We start from the raw sequence: 22,239 nt of genomic DNA, 5'->3' as shown, positions 1-22,239 counted from the left end.
CGAATGTCAGATGAAATCTTAATGAAATTACAACTTGAAAACCCTAATGAAGCCATCGCTTTGTTTGGCGTTTCAGATTCTCACCTTAAATTAATCGAACAGGAATTACACGTTTCAATCGTAACAAGAGGCGAAGAATTGCTGGTTTCAGGTAAGGAAGAAGATGTAAGTCTCGCTCTAGATGTTTCAGATCGACTCGTGGCTGTAATACGTAAAGGGATCAATATTGGCCAAAGAGATGTCCATTATGCACTGGAAATGGGCAAGCAAGGGACACTTGAATACTTTACTGACTTGTACAATGAAGAAATTACGAAAAATGCAAAAGGTAAATCCATCAGGGTGAAAACCCTTGGGCAGCGTCAATACATTCAGGCTATCAAAAAACACGATATGGTGTTTGGGATTGGTCCGGCAGGTACAGGGAAAACCTATCTTGCTGTGGTGATGGCGGTACATGCGTTGAAAAACGGGCAGGTAAAGAAAATCATTCTCACAAGGCCAGCTGTTGAAGCGGGAGAGAGTCTCGGCTTCCTTCCGGGTGACCTGAAGGAAAAAGTGGACCCTTATCTACGCCCCTTATATGACGCTCTGCATGATGTGTTGGGGGCTGAGCATACAGCTCGGTTAATAGAAAGAGGAACCATTGAAATCGCTCCTCTTGCCTATATGAGAGGCCGTACACTGGATGATGCGTTTGTCATCCTCGATGAGGCACAAAACACAACGAAAGCACAAATGAAAATGTTTTTAACCAGGCTTGGCTTTGATTCAAAGATGATTATTACAGGAGATCGCTCTCAAGTGGACTTACCGAGAGGAAGCGAGTCAGGACTGATTTCCTCTGAAAAAATATTAAAAAATGTAAAAGGCGTATCGTTTATTTATCTTGATCAAGCGGATGTGGTTCGTCACCCATTAGTCGCTAAAATAATCGATGCCTATGAAACAATCGAAAAGTAATGCAATAAAGAGATTGACCCAATGTGTTCATGTCGCTTGTTAATACAAGCGGCGCATGCAGGGGTCAATCTTTTTTTATAGGGTTTAACATGGATAATTAAGTGAAAAACTGTTATCATTTTACATAATTGCTAGATTGTTTTTTCTCATTCTTTCCGTGAGCTCTATACCTTGAACAGGTTGAAATTGTACTTACATAACAGGGGGTTCTTTATGCAAACGCACCCATTTTTACTCAAAATAAGGAGCTTTCTTAGCTACCGACTCTTTACTAATCTTTTATTTGTGTTACTTGGTATTATTGTTTTCGGGGTTTTATATGGAAATGTAAAACCGAAAACACTGGATATTAATTTGTATGAAGAAGCTCCTACTACAATTAGGGCGCCGAAGAAATTTGTTGATGATGAGGCTACTGAGAAGAAGCAGCTGGAAGCTAAAGAAGAAGTAGGGAATGTCTATACCCCTAAAGAAGGGGCGATCGACAACTCCATATCGTTACTTCGTTCCCTTATGGAAAGTGTAAAAGAAGTGAAGAAGGAAACTGAAACTCAAGAACCTGGATCAGAGGAACTGAAGCCTCCAGCTGAAGCGGAAATAAATGAGCAGCTAAAACAGCTTAAAGCTAAGCTGCCTAAAGATAAGAATAATAATGTAACCAACCAATTGAATGATACGGTTTTAAAAACTCTATTGGAAGCGTCAGAGGAAGATCTGGAACGAGTAGAGACAATCGTTTCTACGCAAATGAAGATTATCATGGAAAATGGTGTGAAAGAAGAGGAATTGAGTGAAGCGAGATTAAATTTAGAACAAAGGATCACAAACTATACCTTTAGGGGGGATCTATCCAATGCTGCCGTAAAGCTTGGGAATGTGGCACTTGAACCTACACAATATTTTGACTCTGAAAAAACGGATGAATTAAAGAGACTTGCCGTGGCGAATGTTCAATCAGTTGAAATCATTGAAGGCGGAGTCATTGTAGAAGATGGGGAATTGATTACTCCTAAAGAATACCGGATCATGAAATCATTGGGGATGGTGGAAAATACGTTCTCCTTCCGCCCATACATCGGATTGGCGCTTTTTGTGATTGTGGTGATCAGTTCACTTTATTATTTCTTCTATACATTGGAAGTAACCGAGGAACGAAAACAAAACTATTTGATCCTCACGAGTATCGTGTTTGTCATCTCACTGTTGATCATGAAGATTGTAGGATTGATAGAACAGCTGGAAATCAATGATATCGCCTTTATATTCCCTGCTGCATTCACGGGAATGATCCTGAGGATTTTATTGAATGAGCGGATTGCCATGATGATGGTGTTTATTTTATCAGCTTGTTCAAGTATCGTTTTTCACCAGCAGTTCTCAGGTTCAATCGATATGGAGATCGCTATTTATACGTTATTCAGTGGAGTATCAGGGATTCTTTTCCTAGTGAGCCGCAATCAGCGCTCGAATATTTTAAGAGCGGGTATTTACGTAGCTCTTGTAAATATATTGATCCTGGCGTTTTTGGTCCTGTTAAGCGGTACTTCTTATTCCAATAGTGAATATGTGTATTATCTCGTGTTTGCCCTGGTGTCAGGAATCAGTTCCTCTATATTAACAATCGGTTTTCTGCCGTTTTTCGAGGCGGGGTTTGGCATACTTTCTTCCATGAGGCTGGTAGAGCTTTCAAGCCCTACACAACCATTATTAAAGAAGCTGCTGACCGATGCACCCGGTACCTATCATCACAGTGTCATGGTAGCGAATCTTGCAGAATCCGCGTGTGAATCCATTGGTGCAAATGGACTATTAGCGAGAGTCGGCTGCTACTATCATGATGTCGGAAAGTCAAAAAGGCCACACTTTTTCATTGAAAATCAGCTTAATATGGGAAATCCTCATGATCGGGTCTCGCCTGAGACGAGCAGGGATGTTATTATAAGTCATGCTTCAGATGGTGCTGACATGCTTCGGAAACATAAGCTTCCAAAGGAAATCGTCGATATTGCCGAGCAGCATCATGGGACAACCTTGTTGAAATTTTTTTATTATAAGGCAAAGGAACAAGGGAAAGATGTTAAGGAAGAAGATTATCGATATCCCGGTCCTAAACCACAAACAAGGGAAGCGGCCATTATTAGCATTGCAGATAGTGTGGAAGCGGCTGTCAGATCCAAGAAATCTCCCACTCAGGGAGAGATTCAACAGCTCGTTCATTCCATTGTACAAGACCGCCTGCAGGACGGTCAGTTTAACGAATGCGATCTTTCATTGAAGCAATTAGAGACAGTCAAGAGGTCTCTATGTGAGACTCTGAATGGAATCTTTCATCCAAGAATAGAATATCCGGAACTTAAAGCAAAAGGAGAAGAAGTATGACATTATTGATCGACTTTATTGATGAAACTCAAACATTATCCGAAGAGGAAACAAATTTGGTGCAAAACATCTTAAACTTTGCAGCAAATAAAGAAGAGGTCGAAGATGACAGCGAAGTGTCGGTTACGTTTGTGACGAACGAAAGAATTCAGGAAATTAATCGTGAATACCGCCATAAGGACCAGCCGACGGATGTCATTTCCTTTGCCCTTGAAGAACTGGGGGAGGACGAAGTCGAAATAGTAGGTGGACAATTTCCCAGGGTTCTCGGTGATATCATCATTTCCATCGATCGGGCCAAAGAACAGGCTGAAGAATACAATCATTCATTTTCCCGTGAACTGGGTTTTCTTGCTCTGCACGGATTCCTGCATTTATTAGGCTATGATCATGTGGAGGAAATGGATGAAAAGAAAATGTTTCAGAGACAAAAGGATATCTTAGATGAGTATGGACTCAAAAGGGACTAAGTTCGGTCTGTTCAGGTTCTTGAAGTCTTTTGGGTATGCGGCAGATGGGATTAAATCTGTGTGGTCCACGGAGCAGAATTTCAGGATTCATTCATGTGTAGGGATCATTGTTTTTATCCTAGCGTATCTGCTTTCCGTATCTGCCATGGAATGGATCATCCTGATCATATTGGTGTTTTCCGTACTGGCACTTGAAACCATGAATACGGCGATCGAAAAGGCAGTGGATCTTTCAATTTCAGACTACCATCCCTTGGCGAAAGCGGCAAAGGACCTTGCTTCGGCTGCCGTATTACTCTTTGCCGTCTGCACGGCGATTGTGGGTGCCATTATCTTTATTCCAAAGCTGCTTGAACTCATCACGGCTCTATGATGGGATGCAAAGAAGATTCAAATACCTGAAAAACAAAGGCTGCGGGAGAGAAATTGAACGATTTCTTTCCTGCAGCCTTTAATTCATTTGAAAACGTTCTTATACTTGTATAGAATAAGTGGAGCAAAGGACAAAATCGATAAATAGTTTGAATTATCTAACTATTTTATTACAAAATGATAACAGCCCATTTTCTTTTATGAAAATTGTAGTAAAATGAATTTGTAAGGGTTAAAAGGAGAGTTAAACGAATGAATGCAGAACAATTGATACAAGAAGCTAAACTAGCGAGAGAAAAAGCATACGTACCCTATAGTAAATTTAAGGTGGGAGCGGCCCTTCTGTCAAAGGATGGTAAGGTCTATCACGGTTGTAATATCGAGAACGCAGCCTACAGTATGTGTAATTGTGCCGAAAGAACAGCACTATTCAAAGCTTACTCAGAGGGCGATACAGACTATTCAATGATTGCTGTTGTAGCAGACACGGCAAGACCGGTGCCGCCATGCGGTGCCTGTCGTCAGGTCATTTCAGAGTTATGTCCGAAAGAGATGAAGGTCGTACTGACAAACCTTAAAGGCGATGTGGAAGAACTGACCGTTGCAGAACTATTACCAGGAGCTTTTTCACCGGAGGATTTAAATGAGTAATATAGGCAGTAATACAGGATACAAATCAGGCTTCATCTCCATCATTGGACGTCCAAACGTTGGGAAGTCCACTTTCTTGAACCATGTAATCGGTCAAAAGATAGCGATTATGAGTGATAAGCCTCAAACAACACGAAACAAAGTTCAGGGAGTTTACACGACAGATGATGCACAAATGATATTCATCGATACTCCAGGGATACACAAACCGAAACATAAACTGGGAGACTTCATGATGAAGATTGCTCAGAACACTTTAAAAGAAGTGGACGTCATTTTGTTTATGATCAACGTAGAAGAAGGGTTAGGAAAAGGAGATCACTTCATCATCGAGAAGTTAAAAGGGGTCAAAACACCTGTTTTTCTTATTCTTAATAAGATTGATCAAATTCACCCGGATGCGTTATTGCCGATGATTCAACAATACAATGACCTGTTTCCTTTCGCGGCAACTGTTCCGATTTCAGCACTTGAAGGAAATAATGTAGATAGCCTTCTACAATTATTAAAGGATCAACTGCCGGAAGGACCTCAATTTTATCCTGCTGATCAGATTACAGACCATCCTGAACGTTTTATCGTTTCAGAACTCATACGTGAGAAGGTCCTGCACCTGACAAGGGAAGAGATTCCCCACAGCATTGCAGTCGTGATCGATAAAATGGAGCGAAAGCAAGAGAAGGATCTTATTGACGTGATCGCAACCATTATTGTGGAGAGAGACTCGCAAAAAGGGATTGTCATCGGAAAACAGGGGTCGATGCTAAAGGAAGTAGGGAAGCGTTCCCGTGTAGACATTGAGAACCTGTTGGGATCAAAGGTATATCTTGAACTATGGGTGAAGGTACAGAAGGACTGGAGAAACCGATCTTCTAACCTTCGTGACTTTGGATTCAGTGACGACGAATATTGATGGCTGAATTAACAATATTTAGGCCGCATCTTTTAGAGAGAAAATGCTCATTCTAATCACAAGAAAGCTTATGAAGTCTTGCTAGTTTAAATCCAGAAAGGTGGGTTTTTTATGTTAGACTTAACATGGAAATTTTTTTCGCAGACAGGAAGTATAGACACCTATTTACTTTTTAAGGAGCTTGAAAAGGAGACGACTGAGGATCCTTACAGCTTTGAAGAAGAAATAGCGGAAGTTGATTTTCCTTTAACGTGATAAGCTTGTCATCACCCGGATGGATTGATGTCGGGAGGTGGCTATATGCTGCAGAAGTGTGAAGGAATCGTGATCAGAACGAATCATTACGGTGAGTCGAACAAGATTGTTACCATATACACACGAGAATTCGGAAAGATTGGATTGATGGCTAGAGGGGCAAAGAAACCTAATAGCCGTCTATCCGCCATTTCACAATTGTTTACATATGGTTATTTCCTTTTTATTAAAGGAAGTGGACTAGGTACACTTCAACAGGGAGAGATGGTTGAATCGTTAAGGCATGTGAGGGAAGATTTGTTTAAGACGGCTTATGCCACTTACATCGTCGAGCTTCTCGATAAAGCGACGGAGGACCGGAAACCGAACCCATTTCTATTTGAACTGCTTTACAAGACCATTCACTATTTAAATGAAGACTATGACCCCGAAATTCTTATGCATATATTTGAAATGAAGATGCTTCCTGTATTAGGGCTGTATCCCCATCTGAATGGATGTAGTGTATGCGGGGAAGCGGATGGTGAATTCGCTTTCTCCTTTAAAGAAAATGGATTCATCTGTCATCGTTGTTTAAATGAAGATCCTCATCATTTTCCGATCTCGCAGAGCACTGTGAAGCTTCTGAGGGTATTTTACTATTTCGATATCAATCGATTGGGAAATATATCGGTGAAAGATGAAACAAAACGTCAATTGAAGCGGGTAATCAGGACTTATTACGATGAAAATTCAGGTCTAACATTAAAATCCAGGAGGTTCTTAGACCAAATGGATAACCTGAAGGACTTATTCTAGCTTATAATGCTGCTTGTGATTATACGGAAAGGCCCATTCACGATGTGTGAATGGGCCTGTTTTTTATGTGTCTGCTAGCTCCGGGGCTTAGAGGCTCGAGGTTATAAGTCAAACATACCAAAAAGGCAAAGAACGCCTTTCTGGTATGTTCGTCTTATGCTTGTCGCCTCTGGGCAAGCCCCTCCGCTTTAGGTTTCTGCTAGCTCCGGCGGCTAGAGGCTCGAGGTCATAAGTCAACCCTGCCAAAAAGGCAAAAAACGCCTTTCCGGCAGGGCTGTCTTATGCTTGTCGCCTCTGAACGAGCCGCCTCCGCTTTAGGTTTTAAAATTGAACTTTTTCCTGCAAAAATGCTTTAACATCGCTGATTGGCATTCTTACCTGATCCATCGTGTCACGGTCACGTACGGTCACTTGACCATCTTCTACCGAGTCAAAGTCAAATGTGATACAGAATGGTGTACCGATTTCATCTTGACGACGGTAGCGTTTGCCGATTGATGCTGTTTCGTCGAAGTCTATCATAAGATCCTGTGATAATTCTTCATACACCTTGAATGCATCATCAGATAATTTCTTAGAAAGTGGCAGGACAGCTGCTTTAAATGGGGCCAGTGCCGGATGGAAGCGCAGCACTGTACGTGAATCATTTTCAAGCTCTTCCTCTTCAAATGCGTCACATAGGAATGCAAGAGTGACACGGTCTGCACCAAGGGATGGTTCAATACAGTATGGTACATACTTTTCATTTGTTTGAGGATCCATGTAGTGGAAGTCCTCATTTGAATGTTCCATATGACGCTTCAGGTCAAAGTCTGTTCGATCTGCTACACCCCAAAGCTCTCCCCAACCGAATGGGAATTTGTATTCAATATCCGTAGTTGCATTACTGTAATGAGATAATTCATCTTGATCATGATCGCGTAAACGCATATTTTCTTCGTTCATTCCCAGGTTAAGTAACCAGTTTTTACAGAATTCACGCCAGTAAGAGAACCATTCCAGGTCTTCTCCAGGTTTACAGAAGAACTCCAGTTCCATTTGTTCAAATTCACGAGTTCTGAATGTGAAGTTCCCAGGTGTAATTTCATTTCGGAAGCTTTTTCCGACTTGAGCAATACCGAATGGCATTTTCTTACGCATGGAGCGCTGAACATTTTTGAAGTTTACAAAGATACCTTGTGCTGTTTCAGGGCGTAAATAGATTTCATTTGTAGACGACTCTGTCACACCCTGATGAGTCTTAAACATTAAGTCGAATTGGCGGATATCCGTGAAATCCTGGCTACCGCAATCAGGGCACGCGATACTGTGCTCCTTGATGATTTCTTCCATTTTTTCAAACGAAAGCCCATCAACAATCATCTCGATGCCTTTTTCTTCAAGGGCATTTTCAATGATTTTGTCTGCTCGATGGCGTGTTTTACATTGCTTACAGTCGATCATTGGGTCGTTGAAGTTTCCAACGTGACCAGAAGCTACCCAAGTTTGTGGGTTCATTAAAATACTTGCATCAAGACCCACGTTGTAAGGGGATTCCTGAACGAATTTCTTCCACCATGCTTTTTTAATATTGTTTTTTAACTCTACACCTAATGGACCGTAATCCCACGTGTTAGCAAGTCCTCCGTAAATTTCAGAACCCGGGAAAACAAATCCGCGATGCTTCGCTAAATTCACTACTTTTTCCATTGACATAAAAGTCACTCCTTTTCATCATGTATGTAATAAAATAAAAAAGCTCGTCCCTAGGCTTATAGCCTAGGGACGAGCTTGATACTCGCGGTTCCACCCTAGTTGATATACGTCAAGTATACCCACTTTTAAATGTTAAATAGCTCGGGATTGCCGTTTCCCTGCTCTCCAGGCTTTCACCGTCCCTGGTCGCTTGAGTGCAGCAAGTACTTATTGATCCGTCGTAGCATTATTGATTATAAGATGAAGACATTTTATCATGATAAAGAAATAAAAACAACTACTGAACAGTAGAAGGGAAAAGATTTGATGTTTGTATTAAAAAAAGATACTCTGTGTTAGGTGAAATTTAAAATTTAGTGTTGACACAAATGAATGATAATATGCTCTTTTCATTTTTTTTAAATAGTATATAATATTTCATATAAAGTATAACATAAATAGTTTGTCCGTTAGGTGGTGAGTAACAATCGAACTTAATAAGCGTCAAGAACATATCTTACAAATAGTTAAAGACAACGGACCTATCACTGGTGAACAAATCGCCGATCGATTAAACTTGACCAGGGCGACTCTCAGGCCAGATCTAGCCATTTTAACCATGGCGGGTTACCTGGACGCACGTCCCAGAGTGGGGTATTTCTATACAGGGAAAACAGGAACGCAGCTATTGACAGAAAACCTTAACAAAATATATGTTAAAGATTATCAATCGATTCCTGTGGTGGTAAACGAAAATGTTTCTGTGTATGATGCCATAGTGACAATGTTCCTGGAGGACGTAGGAACATTATTTGTAGTGGATGGAAATACGTACTTAGTTGGCGTCCTGTCCCGTAAGGATCTTTTAAGGGCGAGCATCGGGAAGCAGGAACTTAGTACCTTGCCGGTGAATATCATTATGACGAGAATGCCTAATATTACGGTCTGTGAAAAGGATGATCAGCTAATAGGCGTGGCCAAAGACTTGATTCATAAGCAAATCGACTCTGTTCCGGTGATTAAGAAAACAGAAAAAGGCGATTTAGAGGTCATAGGCAGAATTACGAAAACCAATATCACGAAAGCATTTGTAGCGTTAGCAGATGAATATTAGAAGGTGGTGAACGATCGTGAAAGAACCGATCATCTATGTTGTATCCGACTCGGTGGGTGAAACTGCTGAACTAGTCACAAAAGCGGCGATTAGCCAATTCAATGGTTCCAATACGGTCATTAAACGCTTTCCGTATGTAGAGGACTTAGAGCATATCGATGAAGTGATTTCCCTGGCGAAATTAAACCAGGGACTGATTGTGTACACTCTCGTAAAGCCGGATATGCGTGCGTATATTAAAAAAGAAGCTGAAAGAGAAGAATTGTACGCGTTTGATATTATCGGTCCATTAATGGATAAATATCAATCAGCTTACCAAAAGGAGCCGTTGTTCGAGCCGGGAACGGTAAGAAAGCTGGATGATGATTACTTCAAGAAAGTGGAAGCGATAGAGTTTGCCGTGAAGTATGATGATGGGCGGGACCCCCGGGGCATCCTTAGAGCGGATATTGTGCTTGTAGGTGTTTCCCGAACATCAAAGACACCATTATCACAATATCTTGCACTGAAGAGGATTAAGGTTGCCAATGTACCATTAGTACCGGAAGTCGATCCACCAGAGGAATTATTTATGGTTTCTCCGAAGAAGTGCTTTGGATTAAAGATCAGTCCTGAGAAGTTGAATACGATTCGCCGGGAAAGATTGAAGTCATTGGGATTGAATGACCAGGCGAGCTATGCAAATATTAAACGCATTGAAGATGAGTTGAAATATTTCGAGAAAATAACCAATCGCATCGGTTGCCATGTGATTGACGTAACGAACAAAGCAGTAGAAGAAACAGCCAATGTCATCACGAATATCTATCAGCACTCAAGCAATTAACATTTAAAAAAGAATGATTCTTTCCCTGAATAAAAGGGGAAAGAATCATTCTTTTTTATTGAATTGAAACGGAAACAATCAAAGGTTTCATAAATTGAGTTTTTATAGTGGTCAAACTTGTCCGATTATACTATAATAAAAAATTGTGATAAAAATATTTAAAATAGGTTTAGACTAAACCCTTAAGGAATAAACTAATTATTGTGATATGTCAAGTCTCGTCTCAATTAAAATTCGACAATTTCAATCAATTCTCCAGGAAAGTTCAAAAGAGAGAAGGATAATACGGAGTGATGTAGAATAGTTAGTATTAGCGAACATAAGTCTACCGTATTTGTGGATGCAGATGCTTGTCCGGTAAAGCAGGAAATCATTAAAATTACCAGAGGATATGGCTTTGACGTTGTATTTGTTGCTTCTAATGCCCATAGAAAGAACACGCCTGATCAAGGCAGGTGGGTATATGTCGATAGTTCGAAAGAAGCGGCTGACTTATACATCATGAACCATGTCAGGGTACATGATGTACTGGTTACCCAGGATATTGGACTCGCGTCATTGGTTTTGCCGAAAAAAGTTTATGCCATCTCTCCCAGGGGAATAGCCTACAGGGAAGAGAGTATAGTCACGGCACTCGATTATCGATACGTCGCAGCAAAAGAACGCCGTAGAGGAAACTATGGTAAAGGTCCTAAACCTTTTACAAATGAAGACAGAGAAACATTTTCTATTTCCTTCGATAAAATCTTGTCGGAAATTGCAGGAGAATCGGAATAAGTACAGAATGGATTAAGAGGGTAAATAAAAACAGGTGATAAATTGTGTCTGAAAGAATCCCTGAAGATAAGTTAAATAAAATATTATCGTCAACCGATATCGTAGATGTCGTCAGTGATTATGTACAACTGAAAAAGCAGGGACGCAATTATTTTGGTTTGTGTCCGTTTCATGGAGAAAATACTCCATCTTTTTCTGTTTCCCCTGACAAACAAATATTTCATTGTTTCGGATGTGGGGCCGGGGGAAATGCGTTTACGTTTCTAATGGATGTTGATGGTTTAAGCTTCCTCGAAGCAGCGCAAAAGCTTGGTTCTAAAGTAGGAGAAGAAATCTCCATACCGACATCTTCGTCTGAAAGGGAGCTTCCCCCTCAAGAAGATGAAAAGCAAATGATGGAAGCTCATGGGTTATTAAGTAAATTTTACCATCATCTCCTTCTAAACACAAAAGAAGGTCAGGAAGCCCTCGAATATTTATTGGCTCGGGGGTTTACGACTGAAAGCATTACTAAATTTCAGATTGGGTGGTCTCTTCCCAGCTGGGATTTCACGGTTAAGTTTCTTCAGAAACGAGGCTATTCCCTGGAGCTGATGGAAGCGGCGGGCTTACTCGTTAGAAGAGAAAGAGACAATTCTTTCTTGGATCGCTTCAGGGGAAGGATCATGTTTCCTATTGTTGATACGAAAGGAAACACGATCGCTTTTTCAGGAAGAAGCATCGATTCGAATGATGAACCGAAGTACTTAAACAGCCCGGAAACGAAAATTTTTAACAAAAGCAGCATTCTTTATAACTATCACGGCGCGCGTTCAATGATTAGAAGAAAACAGCAGGCGATTCTGTTTGAAGGATTTGCCGACGTCATATCAGCCAGTGAAGCAGAGGTGGAAAATGGCGTAGCCACTATGGGTACTTCATTAACAGAGCAGCAAATTGGACTGCTTAAACGGCTGACTGATTCCGTGATCATTTGTTATGACGGTGATTCTGCTGGAGTGGAAGCCGCATTCCGGGCAGGAAATCTTCTTCACAAGCATCAGCTGAACATTCGTGTCGCAACAATACCGGAACAATTAGACCCTGATGACTACATTTCAAAATATGGACCAACAAGGTTTCAACAAGATGTAATAGGGGCAAGCTTAACGTTCATGGCATTTAAGCTTCGGTACTATAAGCTGAATAAAAACTTAAATGATGAAGGAGATCGCCTTAAGTATATAGAAGACATACTTAAGGAAATTACCCAACTGAGTAAAGCGGTTGAAAAGGATTATTATTTAAGGTATTTGGCAGATGAGTTCGAATTATCTCTTGAGGCTCTTCAACAGCAGCTCTTTGAACTGGAAGGCCCTGATAAACGAAATTCTAAACCGCCTAAACAGGTAGGTATGCAAGGTAATTTCTCCAGGCAGACTCAGTCTAAACTATTACCCGCTTACCAAACGGCTGAGAGAAGATTGATTGCCTATATGCTTAAGGACCCGAACATCGCTTATAAGATTCAGGAGTGGCTTGCAGGTACCAACCTTAATATTGATGAACATCAGGCTATTATTACTTATTTATTGGGTTATTATGAAGAAGGTCTACCTCCAAGTGCCAGTGCCTTTATCGGGTATCTTCCCGATGAGAGGTTAAGAAGGATCGTAACGGACATCGAAATGATGTCAATAAGCGAAGAAAGTACGGACCAGGAATTAGTAGATTATGTCAATCAGGTGTTAAAACATCAAAAGATGTTGAGAATAAAAGAAAAAGAAGTGGAAAGAAAAGAAGCAGAACGACTAAAGGATTACCGAAAAGAAGCACAAATAGCAATGGAAATCTTACAGCTGCGTAAGTCTCTATAAAGTTTTGTAAGGAAGTTGGAAGGAGGGGAACAAATGGCTGAAAAGTCAGCGCGTTCCAAACAAATAGCGTCAGAATTAACAGTTGATCAGGTGAAAGAATTTTTAGTTAACCAAGGTAAAAAAAGAGGGGTCCTCACATACGAAGATATTGCCGATAAATTATCAGGGTTTGAGTTAGATTCCGATCAAATGGATGAATTCTACGAACACTTAGGTGAACAAAATGTAGAAATCATCAATGAAAATGATGAAGATGATGATCCGGGTGCTACTGAGTTAGAGAAAGAAGAGGAAGAAGAATTCAATCTGAATGATTTAAGCGTTCCTCCAGGAGTTAAAATAAATGATCCTGTTCGTATGTATCTGAAAGAAATTGGAAGAGTTGATCTTTTATCTGCAGAGGAAGAGATAAATCTTGCCAAGAGAATTGAAGAAGGCGATGAGGAAGCTAAGCGACGTCTTGCTGAAGCGAACCTGCGACTTGTTGTCAGTATTGCCAAACGTTACGTTGGTCGCGGTATGTTATTCTTAGACCTTATCCAGGAAGGTAATATGGGTCTGATTAAAGCGGTAGAAAAGTTTGATTACCGTAAAGGGTACAAATTCAGTACGTATGCAACTTGGTGGATTCGCCAAGCCATCACACGTGCAATCGCTGACCAGGCCAGAACGATTCGTATTCCGGTTCATATGGTTGAAACCATTAACAAACTTATTCGAGTGCAAAGACAGTTATTGCAAGACTTAGGGCGTGAACCGGCACCGGAAGAAATTGCAGAAGAAATGGATCTGACACCTGAAAAGGTTAGGGAAATCCTTAAGATTGCTCAAGAGCCAGTATCTCTTGAAACACCAATCGGTGAAGAAGACGACTCTCATCTTGGTGACTTCATTGAAGACGCAGAAGCTCAATCTCCTTCAGAACATGCTGCTTACGAACTATTAAAGGAACAGCTTGAAGATGTACTGGATACTTTAACAGATCGTGAAGAAAATGTTCTTCGTTTACGATTTGGTCTGGACGATGGCAGAACCCGCACACTTGAAGAAGTAGGGAAAGTCTTTGGTGTAACAAGGGAACGTATCCGTCAAATAGAAGCAAAAGCTCTTAGAAAACTGCGTCATCCAAGCAGAAGCAAACGACTAAAGGACTTTTTAGAATAGAAACCCCATTGACTGCCTCTATTGTGATAGAGGTGGTTTTTTTTGCTCGAAATAAAGGGTTTTCCATCACCTTTGACGAATGTAGCTAAAAGATTTAACAGATAAAGGTGTGACAGCTGTGAAAACAGTGAAAAATTCAAGAAAAGAATTGATTGTGAATGAAATACAACTTTGGAAGCAAGCCAATATGCTGCCAGAGCACTATTGTGACTATCTCCTTGCATTATATACCGAAGGAGATGGTATGGAACACAGTGATCAAAAGAGTGTCAAAAAGAAGACCATGCTTAAAGACTTAGCTTCAATTTGTGCGATATTTATTTCATTATTTGTCATTTATTTTACTGAATTGTCAATCGTTTTGCAAACAACGATTTTGGCAAGTTTTGTCGGATTATTAGTAGTATCAGGAATTTATTATACTAAAAAACAATTATCACCTATACTCTTGTATATGGCTGCCGCTTGTATACTTCTTCTAGCCTCCATGGAAATAACAGAAGAGCTATTCGGTGGGAGTTCTTTCGGAATGTACATAACCTTATTTCTGAACTGTTTCCTTTGGATCAGTGCAGGTTTGAAATGGAAGATGGGTTATTTTTCTCTTTCGGGATTGGCAGGGGGAATCCTCCTAATTATTTTTATATTACTATAACTTCTGAAAATTTAAAAGTTTTTTAAAGTTGAGAAAATTCACTATCCCCTTTTATAATAAGAATGAGAGCGCATTCATAGAGTGCAGTGATTATGCTTGAAAGCGCTATTATGGAAGTGGAGTTAGGGCTTTCAGTCATCAAAGTTAGACAAGGGGGATAAGAATGAATTTTGACTTAACACAAGAACAAACAATGATTAAAAAGACAATCAGGGAATTTGCTGAAGAAGAAGTGGCTCCTGGTGCATTGGATCGGGACCGTACAAAGGAATTTCCTAAAGAGATTTTCAAGAAGCTTTCTGATCTGGGGATGATGGGACTTCCGTTTCCCGAGGAATATGGAGGGGCAGGTGCCGATACGGTCAGTTTCGCAATCGTAACCGAAGAGCTTAGCCGGGCTTGTGCTTCGACAGGTATTACGTACTCTGCGCATATTTCACTGGGAGGAGCACCTATTAACTTATTTGGTTCTCATGAACAAAAGCAGGAATACTTGACGCCAATCTGTACAGGGGAATCGTTTGGAGCTTTCGGTCTGACTGAACCCAATGCAGGTTCTGATGCAGGCGGCACCCAAACCACTGCAGAAGATAAAGGGGATAAATGGGTTATTAACGGTAATAAGTGCTATATTACCAATGCAAGCTATGCGAATCATCTCGCTTTAACAGCGATTACAGGTAGAAACAATGGGAACAAAGAAATTAGTGCGATTATCGTTCCGACTAAGGCAGATGGATTTACGGTCATTGATAATTATGAAAAAATGGGGCTTCATTCATCAAACACGACTGAGTTGGTTCTTGAAGATGTAGAAGTGCCGAAGGAAAACCTATTAGGTAAAGAAGGAGAAGGTTTCAAGCAGTTCCTTGTCACCCTTGACGGTGGAAGGATCGGAATCGGTGCTATGGCTGTCGGTGTGGCACAGGCTGCTTTTGATAAAGCACTGCAGTATTCCAAGGAAAGAAAGCAATTTGGCAAAACCTTATCACAATTTCAAGTCACTCAATTTAAGCTTGCTGATATGGCAATGAAGATTGAACTGGCAAGGAATATGGTCCATAAGGCAGCATGGCTGAAAGATCAGGGAAGACCATTTTCGAAAGAAGCTTCGATGTGTAAGCTTTATGCTTCTGAAATCAGTATGGAAGTAGCTGATGAAGCCATTCAGATTCACGGTGGATACGGATACATGAAAGAATACCATGTGGAAAGATATCTACGGGATGCCAAACTCCTTGAAATCGGAGAAGGTACCTCAGAAGTCCAGAGAATGGTCATTTCAAGGCTTATAGGATGTCAATAAGGTGGAAACGCCATAACATCAATCAGGAGCTCTATTGGTCCTCTCCGGGGCAATAGGGCTCTCCTCCTTTTAATGAAAACTTACCAAATTTCACACGAAATGTGTCTAATTTGTGAGAAAGATGGAAAAGTTAATTGATAGTACTTTTACTTTGTCGTTTTTTACAGTAAAATATAAAGTGTTGAAAAGAGCACTATTTTGGATGTTGTACATAAAGGAGGTTAAATCATGAATCGTAATCCAATCATTCCATTCGTACTGATCATGGCTCTTGGAATTGGTCTTGTTTTCTTCTTATCTTTAGAAGGCCTTAATAACGCTGGCGAAAAAGCAAAAGAAGAAGGTCACGGGGAAATGGAAGGTAAAGAAGGCGAACAGGCTTCAAGCGGAGAATTCGATCCGGAAGCTAAGTACAAAGAGTCTTGTGTATCTTGTCATGGTGGAAACTATGAAGGTGGCGCCGGTCCTGCTCTAAAGGGAACAAAGCTGTCTAAAGACGAGATCAAAGAAACGATCAAAAACGGTAAAGGTATGATGCCGGCTGGTCTAGTAGAAGAAGGAAATCTGGATGCTATGGCAGACTGGATCAAGTCACTTAAATAATCAATGATTGAAAAAGGTTCTTTGTCTTTTGGGCAAAGGACTTTTTTTATCGGGAAAAGTTGGTTAGAATGATTATCGTACATGATTTACCCAATAAAAAAATGATTATAGGTGAACGAATGAATATTCAACAATTATCAAAACGACTAGAAACAGTTGTGTCATACATACCCAAGCAATCGAAAATCGCTGATATCGGTTCAGATCATGCATACCTACCGTGCTATGCCGTCAATAAAGGGATTGCTTCCTTTGCAATCGCAGGAGAAGTAGTGAAAGGGCCATATCTTTCTGCCAAGAAACAAGTGGAAGATGCCCAATTAACTCAGGAGGTAGAGGTGAGATTTGGAAGTGGTTTGGAAGTGATCGCTCCAGGCGAAGTGGATTGTATTACGATCGCCGGAATGGGGGGCGCATTGATTGCTTCTATTTTAGAGGCAGGGAAAGAAAAGCTGACCAATCAGCGACTGATTCTTCAGCCGAATGTGAGTTCAAGGTCCATCCGAACGTGGCTCATGGACAATGAATGGGACTTAGTAGGGGAAGAAATTCTTGAAGAAGATGATAAGGTATATGAAATTTTAGTAGCGGAGAAAGGAAATCCGAGACGCCACTACTCTGGTGAGCTTGAAAAAGAGTTGCTGCTCGGTCCTTTTTTGATAAAGGAGCGCAACGATGCATTTTTGAAAAAATGGAATCAGGAGCTTCATCAATGGAAGAATATATTGAATAACATGGAAAAAGCGGAAAAAACCGATGCGTTGGAAGAACGAAAACGGGAACTTATTCAAAAAATACAAATGGTGGAGGAGGTTCTTATCCCATGAAGACAGTAAACGGCCATGAGATCATTCAACTGTTTGAACAATTTTCACCAAAATATTTAGCAGAAGAAGGGGATCCGATTGGTCTTCAAATTGGTAAGCTGAACGAAAAGGTTGAGAATGTGATGATCACCCTTGATGTATTGGAGAATGTGGTGGATGAAGCAATTAAAAACAATGTGAAATTAATCATAGCCCACCACCCACCGCTCTTTCGTCCATTAAAGTCCCTGCAAACGGACACCTATCAGGGACGAATGATTGAGAAGTTAATCAAGCATGATATAGCCGTGTATGCGGCTCATACGAATCTTGATGTGGCGACGGGGGGAGTGAATGACCTTTTATCCGACATGCTGCATTTGCAGGATACGTCTGTACTCGTCCCTACTCACCATGAGGAGCTCCGTAAATTAGTCGTTTATGTGCCAAAAGAAAACGCAAAGGAACTTCGAACAGCCCTTGGGAATTCAGGAGCCGGGCACATCGGAAACTATTCTCATTGCAGCTTCTCGGCTGAAGGAAAGGGAAGGTTCCTCCCTGAAGAGGGTACGAACCCTCATATCGGGAAGCAAGGTTCCCTGGAGGAAGTAGCAGAAGAGAAGGTGGAAACGGTATATCCTGTTTCTTTAGAGAAAAAAGTGTTGAAAGCGATGTTTACCCATCATCCTTATGAAGAAGTTGCCTATGATATCTATTCCCTTAAAAACGAATCGCCTGCTTTAGGCCTAGGTAGAATCGGACATTTACAGAATGAGATGAGTCTTAAGGAATTTGCTTTAGTTGTGAAAGAAACATTTGGTATGGACGGAATCAGAGTCATTGGTGATGGGGAAGCGAAAGTGAAGAAAGTTGCAGTGCTTGGCGGAGATGGAAATAAGTTTATCGGGAAAGCGAAAAGACAGGGAGCGGATGTATTCGTCTCAGGCGATATTTATTACCACACCGCCCACGACGCTATGATGATGGGGCTGAATGTCGTTGATGCAGGACATCACATCGAAAAAGTCATGAAGGATGGAGTCGCCAGTCATTTAGCGAAAAAATCCTCGGAAAAAGGGTATATCGTCAATATATTCGCGTCAAAAGCTGAAACCAACCCATTTACGTATATGTAAAGATGGAAGGCCCCTTAGAAATTCTAAGGGGCCTTTCACTTTATTTTGTTCCCAATTTAGATTTTCGTACTTTAGGGAGAATTTTATTTATTGGAACATTTCGCTCTCTTGTCCAAGTGGATTCATCATTTGGGTTAAAAGCTTCAAGGAATTTAATGACTTCTTTTACGATTGGAGTAGGAGTGGACGCACCCGCTGTTACAGCAACGATGCCCGCATCTTTAATCCATTCTATATCCAATTCACTAATGTCTGAGATGCGATGTGCAGGAGTACCTGCGATATCCTTTGATACTTGAGCGAGCCGGTTGGAGTTATTACTCTTAGGATCTCCAACGACGATGAGAACATCTGCATCTCCAGCTTGTTCGGCAACTGCTTCTTGACGAACCTGGGTAGCCAGGCATATTTCTTTGTGCAGCTCAACGTGAGGATACATTTCCTTCACTTTATCCATCGTGTCCAATACATCCCACTGACTCATCGTCGTTTGATTGGTCACAATGATTTTTTCGTTTTCAATTGAAAGCTTTTCTACATCTTCTGCTGTTTCCACGAGATGTACGATCTCAGGTGCGACCCCGACAGCCCCTTCAGGCTCAGGATGTCCTTTTTTTCCGATATAGATCACGTCATAGCCTTCCGCTTCTTTAGCGCGAATCAAATCATGGGTTTTCGTTACATCGGGACACGTTGCATCCAATGTAACAAGTCCTTTTTGTTTGGCTATTTCTTTCACTTCGGGAGAGACTCCATGTGCCGTGAAGATAACCGTTCCTTCATTCACCTGTTCGATGATTTCTTTTCTGTTGCTGCCATCAAGGGTAATGATCCCGTCTTCTTCGAATGCTTCAGTCACATGCTTGTTGTGAACGATCATGCCTAAAATATAAATTGGACGAGGAAGCGATTTGTCTAATGCGGCGTTTCTTGCAATGACCATTGCATCTACAACCCCGTAACAATAGCCTCTCGGAGTAATCTTAATAATTTCCATCTATGAATATCCTCCTACATGAGAAAAGGTTTTGTCTTCATTATAAAGGAGAATGGTCTTCCTGACAAAGAGAACGATAATCATATGAACCTTTTCCTATGGAAATGCCTTTTAAGTGGCCGTCAAATAAAAAAATCCCTAAACAGGTGATTCGGTACCTTTAGGGATCCTGGCTTTAAATATACAGTTTGGGTTTTGATCCTGATTTAGACTTTGATGGTGCCTGATCATCGTCAAGCTCACTATCAACAGAACTTTCTACGGGTGGTTTCTTTTTCTTTTTTTTCTTAACGGTGGATTCGACTTCAGGGATGTCGATATCCGCATCTTTTTCTTCGCTATTCCCGTCGTCGGACGCATCATCGGCAGACATATCTTTGAATCCACGATATAACTTCCATAGTGCCGGGATATTTTTCACCATAGGCCCATATTGTTGGAACATCGGACCCAGCTGTTGAGCGGTCTGGAGCAGTTGCTGTGAATTGGATAAAAATGAATTCACATTGCCGGGGTTCAATAGGCTCTGGAGAATTCCGCCAGCTGCCTGGGGAGATCGTTCAAAGCCAGACGCGTTGGAAGATGAATCCCCTCTGGAAAATTGTTGTAATAATCCTCCGCCGGCATTCTGATTATCACCCTTTTTAAGAAGCTTAGACAATAAACCACCTTTACCTGCCCCACGGTTTCTTCCTCTCTGATTCATTCCCATATTGAATCCCTGATTTTGACGTTGTCCTCCAAATTGAAACGGAGGTGGCTGCGTCTGCCCCAGTCCAAAGCTGTTTCTCCCAGACTGCTGCATTCCGAACCCGTTGAATCCCCGCTGCTGTCTCATTCCGAAAGGATTTCGCATATCCTGGCCCTGATTCCTCATTCTTCTAGGCGGCATAATGACAGCCTCCTTTCATTCGAATAAATTCCTCGTCAGTATAGAGTATGCAATAGGTGGAAAAAGGGTATTCATACAGTATCATCTCAAATTAAATAAAGTATGAACTAGATGTTTTGCCAAAAAAATATTATAATGGTTAGATGTTCTTTAAATATGACGCTTGCTAACGTTAAGATAAAATCATTCGCGATGATAAAGTGACCCGTAAATTTTATATATATCTATGGTGATGATGTGTACGAGAAGTCATCCATCCCGATGACAGCGTAAATAAAAGGATATTTTGATAAAAGGAGATGTAAGAATGAAAAAGAATTTATTTCTAAAATTCGGATTACAGACTTTCATTAATGAAGCTGTAGAAGAACTGGGTTTCTATGAACCAACAGAAATTCAAAAGAAAATGATCCCACTGATTTTAAAAGGGCAAAGTGCGATAGGTCAATCCCAGACAGGAACGGGAAAAACACATTCATATCTATTACCGATCATTGAGAAGGTGAATGCAGATTCTGAACAGGTTCAAGCAGTCATTACTGCTCCAACCCGTGAACTGGCACAACAGATTTATCAAGAAGTACTAAAGATCACGAAAGATAGCAACATTGTTTCGCGCTGCTACATTGGTGGGACGGACAAGCAGAGGACGATTGAGAAATTAAAACACCAGCCTCATATTGTGGTTGGTACTCCTGGCCGGATCAATGATTTAGTGAAAGATCAAGCCTTATTTGTTCATACTGCCAGTCTGCTGGTGATTGATGAAGCAGATCTGATGCTTGATATGGGATTCATTGAAGACGTGGATCAGATTGCCGCTAAGATGCCTGAAAAATTACAAATGCTTGTATTCTCTGCGACGATTCCAGAGAAACTGAAGCCATTCTTGAAAAAGTATATGGAAAATCCACAATATGCTCATGTCGAGCCCGAGCAACTATCGGCAAAGAATATCCAACATGTGATCGTCCCTCTTAAGAGTCGCGATAAAATTAACTTATTGTACAATATTTTAGTGGATATTAATCCATATTTAGGCATCGTTTTCACCAATACAAAACAAAAGGCAGATGAAGTGGCAGATGCTTTGATTGCTAAAGGATTAAAGGTTGGACGTATTCACGGAGACCTTTCCCCACGTGAGCGTAAGAAAATGATGAAGCAAACGAGAAACCTGGATTATCAGTACATCGTAGCGACTGATTTAGCAGCAAGAGGGATTGATATAGAAGGTGTAAGTCATATCATTAACTTCGAATTGCCACAAGATCTGGATTTCTATGTTCACCGTTCCGGCCGTACAGCGCGTGCAGGTAATAGCGGAATTGCCTATACCATTTATACACCTTCGGATGAAGATGCATTGAATCGTCTTGAGAAGCTCGGAATCAGCTTTGCTCATCACGACATTAAGAAAGGGGAATGGTCTGAGTTACCACCCCTGAACAAACGTAAGAACCGTCAAAAATCGAATGTTAATGAGATTGATGAAAAAGCGAAATCAATGGTTCGAAAACCGAAAACCGTTAAGCCTGGCTATAAAAAGAAAATGCAATACAAAATGGACCAAATTAAGAAACGTGAGAGAAGAATGAAAAACAGAAATAAATAAGTGTTTTAACGTGATTC

Annotated in this window: 22 protein-coding genes; 19 read left to right on the top strand and 3 right to left on the bottom strand. The window is 40.9% G+C overall.

Annotated elements, in window-relative coordinates; all coding sequences use genetic code 11:
* The first annotated feature begins 3 nt into the window (after positions 1 to 3).
* The 8 genes from ACOSV2_RS09120 (at position 4) to recO (ending at position 6,801) form a co-directional block, all read left to right on the top strand.
* Positions 4 to 963 carry a PhoH family protein gene (locus ACOSV2_RS09120; RefSeq protein WP_397552155.1) on the top strand — a complete coding sequence of 320 codons (960 nt, stop codon included), beginning with the start codon at positions 4 to 6 and terminating at the stop codon, positions 961 to 963.
* A gap of 213 nt (positions 964 to 1,176) precedes the next feature.
* On the top strand, positions 1,177 to 3,342 hold the full coding sequence (locus tag ACOSV2_RS09115) for an HD family phosphohydrolase (protein ID WP_428974832.1): 2,166 nt from the start codon (positions 1,177 to 1,179) through the stop codon (positions 3,340 to 3,342).
* The gene (ybeY, locus tag ACOSV2_RS09110; RefSeq protein WP_428974831.1) at positions 3,339 to 3,812 is read left to right on the top strand and encodes an rRNA maturation RNase YbeY; all 474 of its coding nucleotides are present in this window, start codon (positions 3,339 to 3,341) and stop codon (positions 3,810 to 3,812) included. Before ACOSV2_RS09115 ends, ybeY begins: the two co-directional genes overlap by 4 nt.
* A complete protein-coding gene (locus ACOSV2_RS09105; protein ID WP_428974830.1) occupies positions 3,787 to 4,185 on the top strand; it encodes a diacylglycerol kinase in 399 nt (132 codons plus the stop codon). The genes ybeY and ACOSV2_RS09105 overlap by 26 nt, the downstream gene beginning before the upstream one ends.
* A gap of 251 nt (positions 4,186 to 4,436) precedes the next feature.
* Positions 4,437 to 4,835 (top strand): cytidine deaminase, encoded by a 399-nt coding sequence (locus tag ACOSV2_RS09100; RefSeq protein ID WP_034757514.1) that lies wholly within the window; start codon positions 4,437 to 4,439, stop codon positions 4,833 to 4,835.
* The gene (gene era / locus ACOSV2_RS09095; protein WP_428974829.1) at positions 4,828 to 5,748 is read left to right on the top strand and encodes a GTPase Era; all 921 of its coding nucleotides are present in this window, start codon (positions 4,828 to 4,830) and stop codon (positions 5,746 to 5,748) included. The genes ACOSV2_RS09100 and era overlap by 8 nt, the downstream gene beginning before the upstream one ends.
* Before the next feature lie 111 nt (positions 5,749 to 5,859).
* Complete coding sequence (locus tag ACOSV2_RS09090) at positions 5,860 to 6,003, top strand: YqzL family protein (protein ID WP_113970616.1); 144 nt, start codon at positions 5,860 to 5,862, stop codon at positions 6,001 to 6,003.
* A gap of 45 nt (positions 6,004 to 6,048) precedes the next feature.
* A complete protein-coding gene (gene recO, locus ACOSV2_RS09085; RefSeq protein ID WP_428974828.1) occupies positions 6,049 to 6,801 on the top strand; it encodes a DNA repair protein RecO in 753 nt (250 codons plus the stop codon).
* A 321-nt stretch (positions 6,802 to 7,122) separates the two neighbouring features.
* Here the strand turns inward: recO and ACOSV2_RS09080 are convergent, their stop codons facing one another.
* Entirely contained in the window at positions 7,123 to 8,496 is a 1,374-nt protein-coding gene (locus ACOSV2_RS09080) for a glycine--tRNA ligase (RefSeq protein ID WP_428974827.1), read from the bottom strand.
* A 466-nt stretch (positions 8,497 to 8,962) separates the two neighbouring features.
* Between ACOSV2_RS09080 and ACOSV2_RS09075 the strand changes: the two genes are divergently transcribed.
* From ACOSV2_RS09075 to ACOSV2_RS09030, 10 genes are all read left to right on the top strand, one after another.
* Positions 8,963 to 9,589 carry a helix-turn-helix transcriptional regulator gene (locus ACOSV2_RS09075; protein WP_113970613.1) on the top strand — a complete coding sequence of 209 codons (627 nt, stop codon included), beginning with the start codon at positions 8,963 to 8,965 and terminating at the stop codon, positions 9,587 to 9,589.
* A 13-nt stretch (positions 9,590 to 9,602) separates the two neighbouring features.
* Complete coding sequence (locus ACOSV2_RS09070) at positions 9,603 to 10,415, top strand: pyruvate, water dikinase regulatory protein (RefSeq protein WP_428975091.1); 813 nt, start codon at positions 9,603 to 9,605, stop codon at positions 10,413 to 10,415.
* Positions 10,416 to 10,751: 336 nt separating this feature from the next.
* Positions 10,752 to 11,192 (top strand): YaiI/YqxD family protein, encoded by a 441-nt coding sequence (locus ACOSV2_RS09065; protein WP_428974826.1) that lies wholly within the window; start codon positions 10,752 to 10,754, stop codon positions 11,190 to 11,192.
* 44 nt (positions 11,193 to 11,236) lie between these two features.
* Positions 11,237 to 13,048: a DNA primase gene (gene dnaG, locus ACOSV2_RS09060; protein WP_428974825.1), complete on the top strand. Its 1,812-nt coding sequence runs from the start codon at positions 11,237 to 11,239 to the stop codon at positions 13,046 to 13,048.
* A gap of 33 nt (positions 13,049 to 13,081) precedes the next feature.
* Complete coding sequence (gene rpoD / locus ACOSV2_RS09055; RefSeq protein ID WP_428974824.1) at positions 13,082 to 14,212, top strand: RNA polymerase sigma factor RpoD; 1,131 nt, start codon at positions 13,082 to 13,084, stop codon at positions 14,210 to 14,212.
* Positions 14,213 to 14,330: 118 nt separating this feature from the next.
* Positions 14,331 to 14,867, top strand: coding sequence for a hypothetical protein (locus ACOSV2_RS09050; RefSeq protein WP_428974823.1), 537 nt, complete (start codon positions 14,331 to 14,333; stop codon positions 14,865 to 14,867).
* Positions 14,868 to 15,030: 163 nt separating this feature from the next.
* Complete coding sequence (locus ACOSV2_RS09045) at positions 15,031 to 16,173, top strand: acyl-CoA dehydrogenase (RefSeq protein WP_428974822.1); 1,143 nt, start codon at positions 15,031 to 15,033, stop codon at positions 16,171 to 16,173.
* 228 nt (positions 16,174 to 16,401) lie between these two features.
* Complete coding sequence (gene cccA, locus ACOSV2_RS09040; protein WP_428974821.1) at positions 16,402 to 16,776, top strand: cytochrome c550; 375 nt, start codon at positions 16,402 to 16,404, stop codon at positions 16,774 to 16,776.
* 119 nt (positions 16,777 to 16,895) lie between these two features.
* The gene (locus ACOSV2_RS09035) at positions 16,896 to 17,603 is read left to right on the top strand and encodes a tRNA (adenine(22)-N(1))-methyltransferase (protein ID WP_428975090.1); all 708 of its coding nucleotides are present in this window, start codon (positions 16,896 to 16,898) and stop codon (positions 17,601 to 17,603) included.
* Positions 17,600 to 18,718 carry a Nif3-like dinuclear metal center hexameric protein gene (locus ACOSV2_RS09030; RefSeq protein ID WP_428974820.1) on the top strand — a complete coding sequence of 373 codons (1,119 nt, stop codon included), beginning with the start codon at positions 17,600 to 17,602 and terminating at the stop codon, positions 18,716 to 18,718. The genes ACOSV2_RS09035 and ACOSV2_RS09030 overlap by 4 nt, the downstream gene beginning before the upstream one ends.
* Positions 18,719 to 18,758: 40 nt before the next feature.
* Here ACOSV2_RS09030 and ACOSV2_RS09025 read toward each other — a convergent pair whose 3' ends face one another.
* Entirely contained in the window at positions 18,759 to 19,715 is a 957-nt protein-coding gene (locus ACOSV2_RS09025) for a 4-hydroxy-3-methylbut-2-enyl diphosphate reductase (protein ID WP_428974819.1), read from the bottom strand.
* A gap of 175 nt (positions 19,716 to 19,890) precedes the next feature.
* On the bottom strand, positions 19,891 to 20,607 hold the full coding sequence (gene vrrA / locus ACOSV2_RS09020) for a VrrA/YqfQ family protein (RefSeq protein ID WP_428974818.1): 717 nt from the start codon (positions 20,605 to 20,607) through the stop codon (positions 19,891 to 19,893).
* A 307-nt stretch (positions 20,608 to 20,914) separates the two neighbouring features.
* Between vrrA and ACOSV2_RS09015 the strand changes: the two genes are divergently transcribed.
* Complete coding sequence (locus tag ACOSV2_RS09015) at positions 20,915 to 22,222, top strand: DEAD/DEAH box helicase (RefSeq protein ID WP_428974817.1); 1,308 nt, start codon at positions 20,915 to 20,917, stop codon at positions 22,220 to 22,222.
* Positions 22,223 to 22,239: the final 17 nt, after the last annotated feature.

The sequence above is a fragment of the Rossellomorea sp. DUT-2 genome, from assembly GCF_052665285.1.
This window is presented reverse-complemented; position numbering and strand designations above follow the sequence as displayed.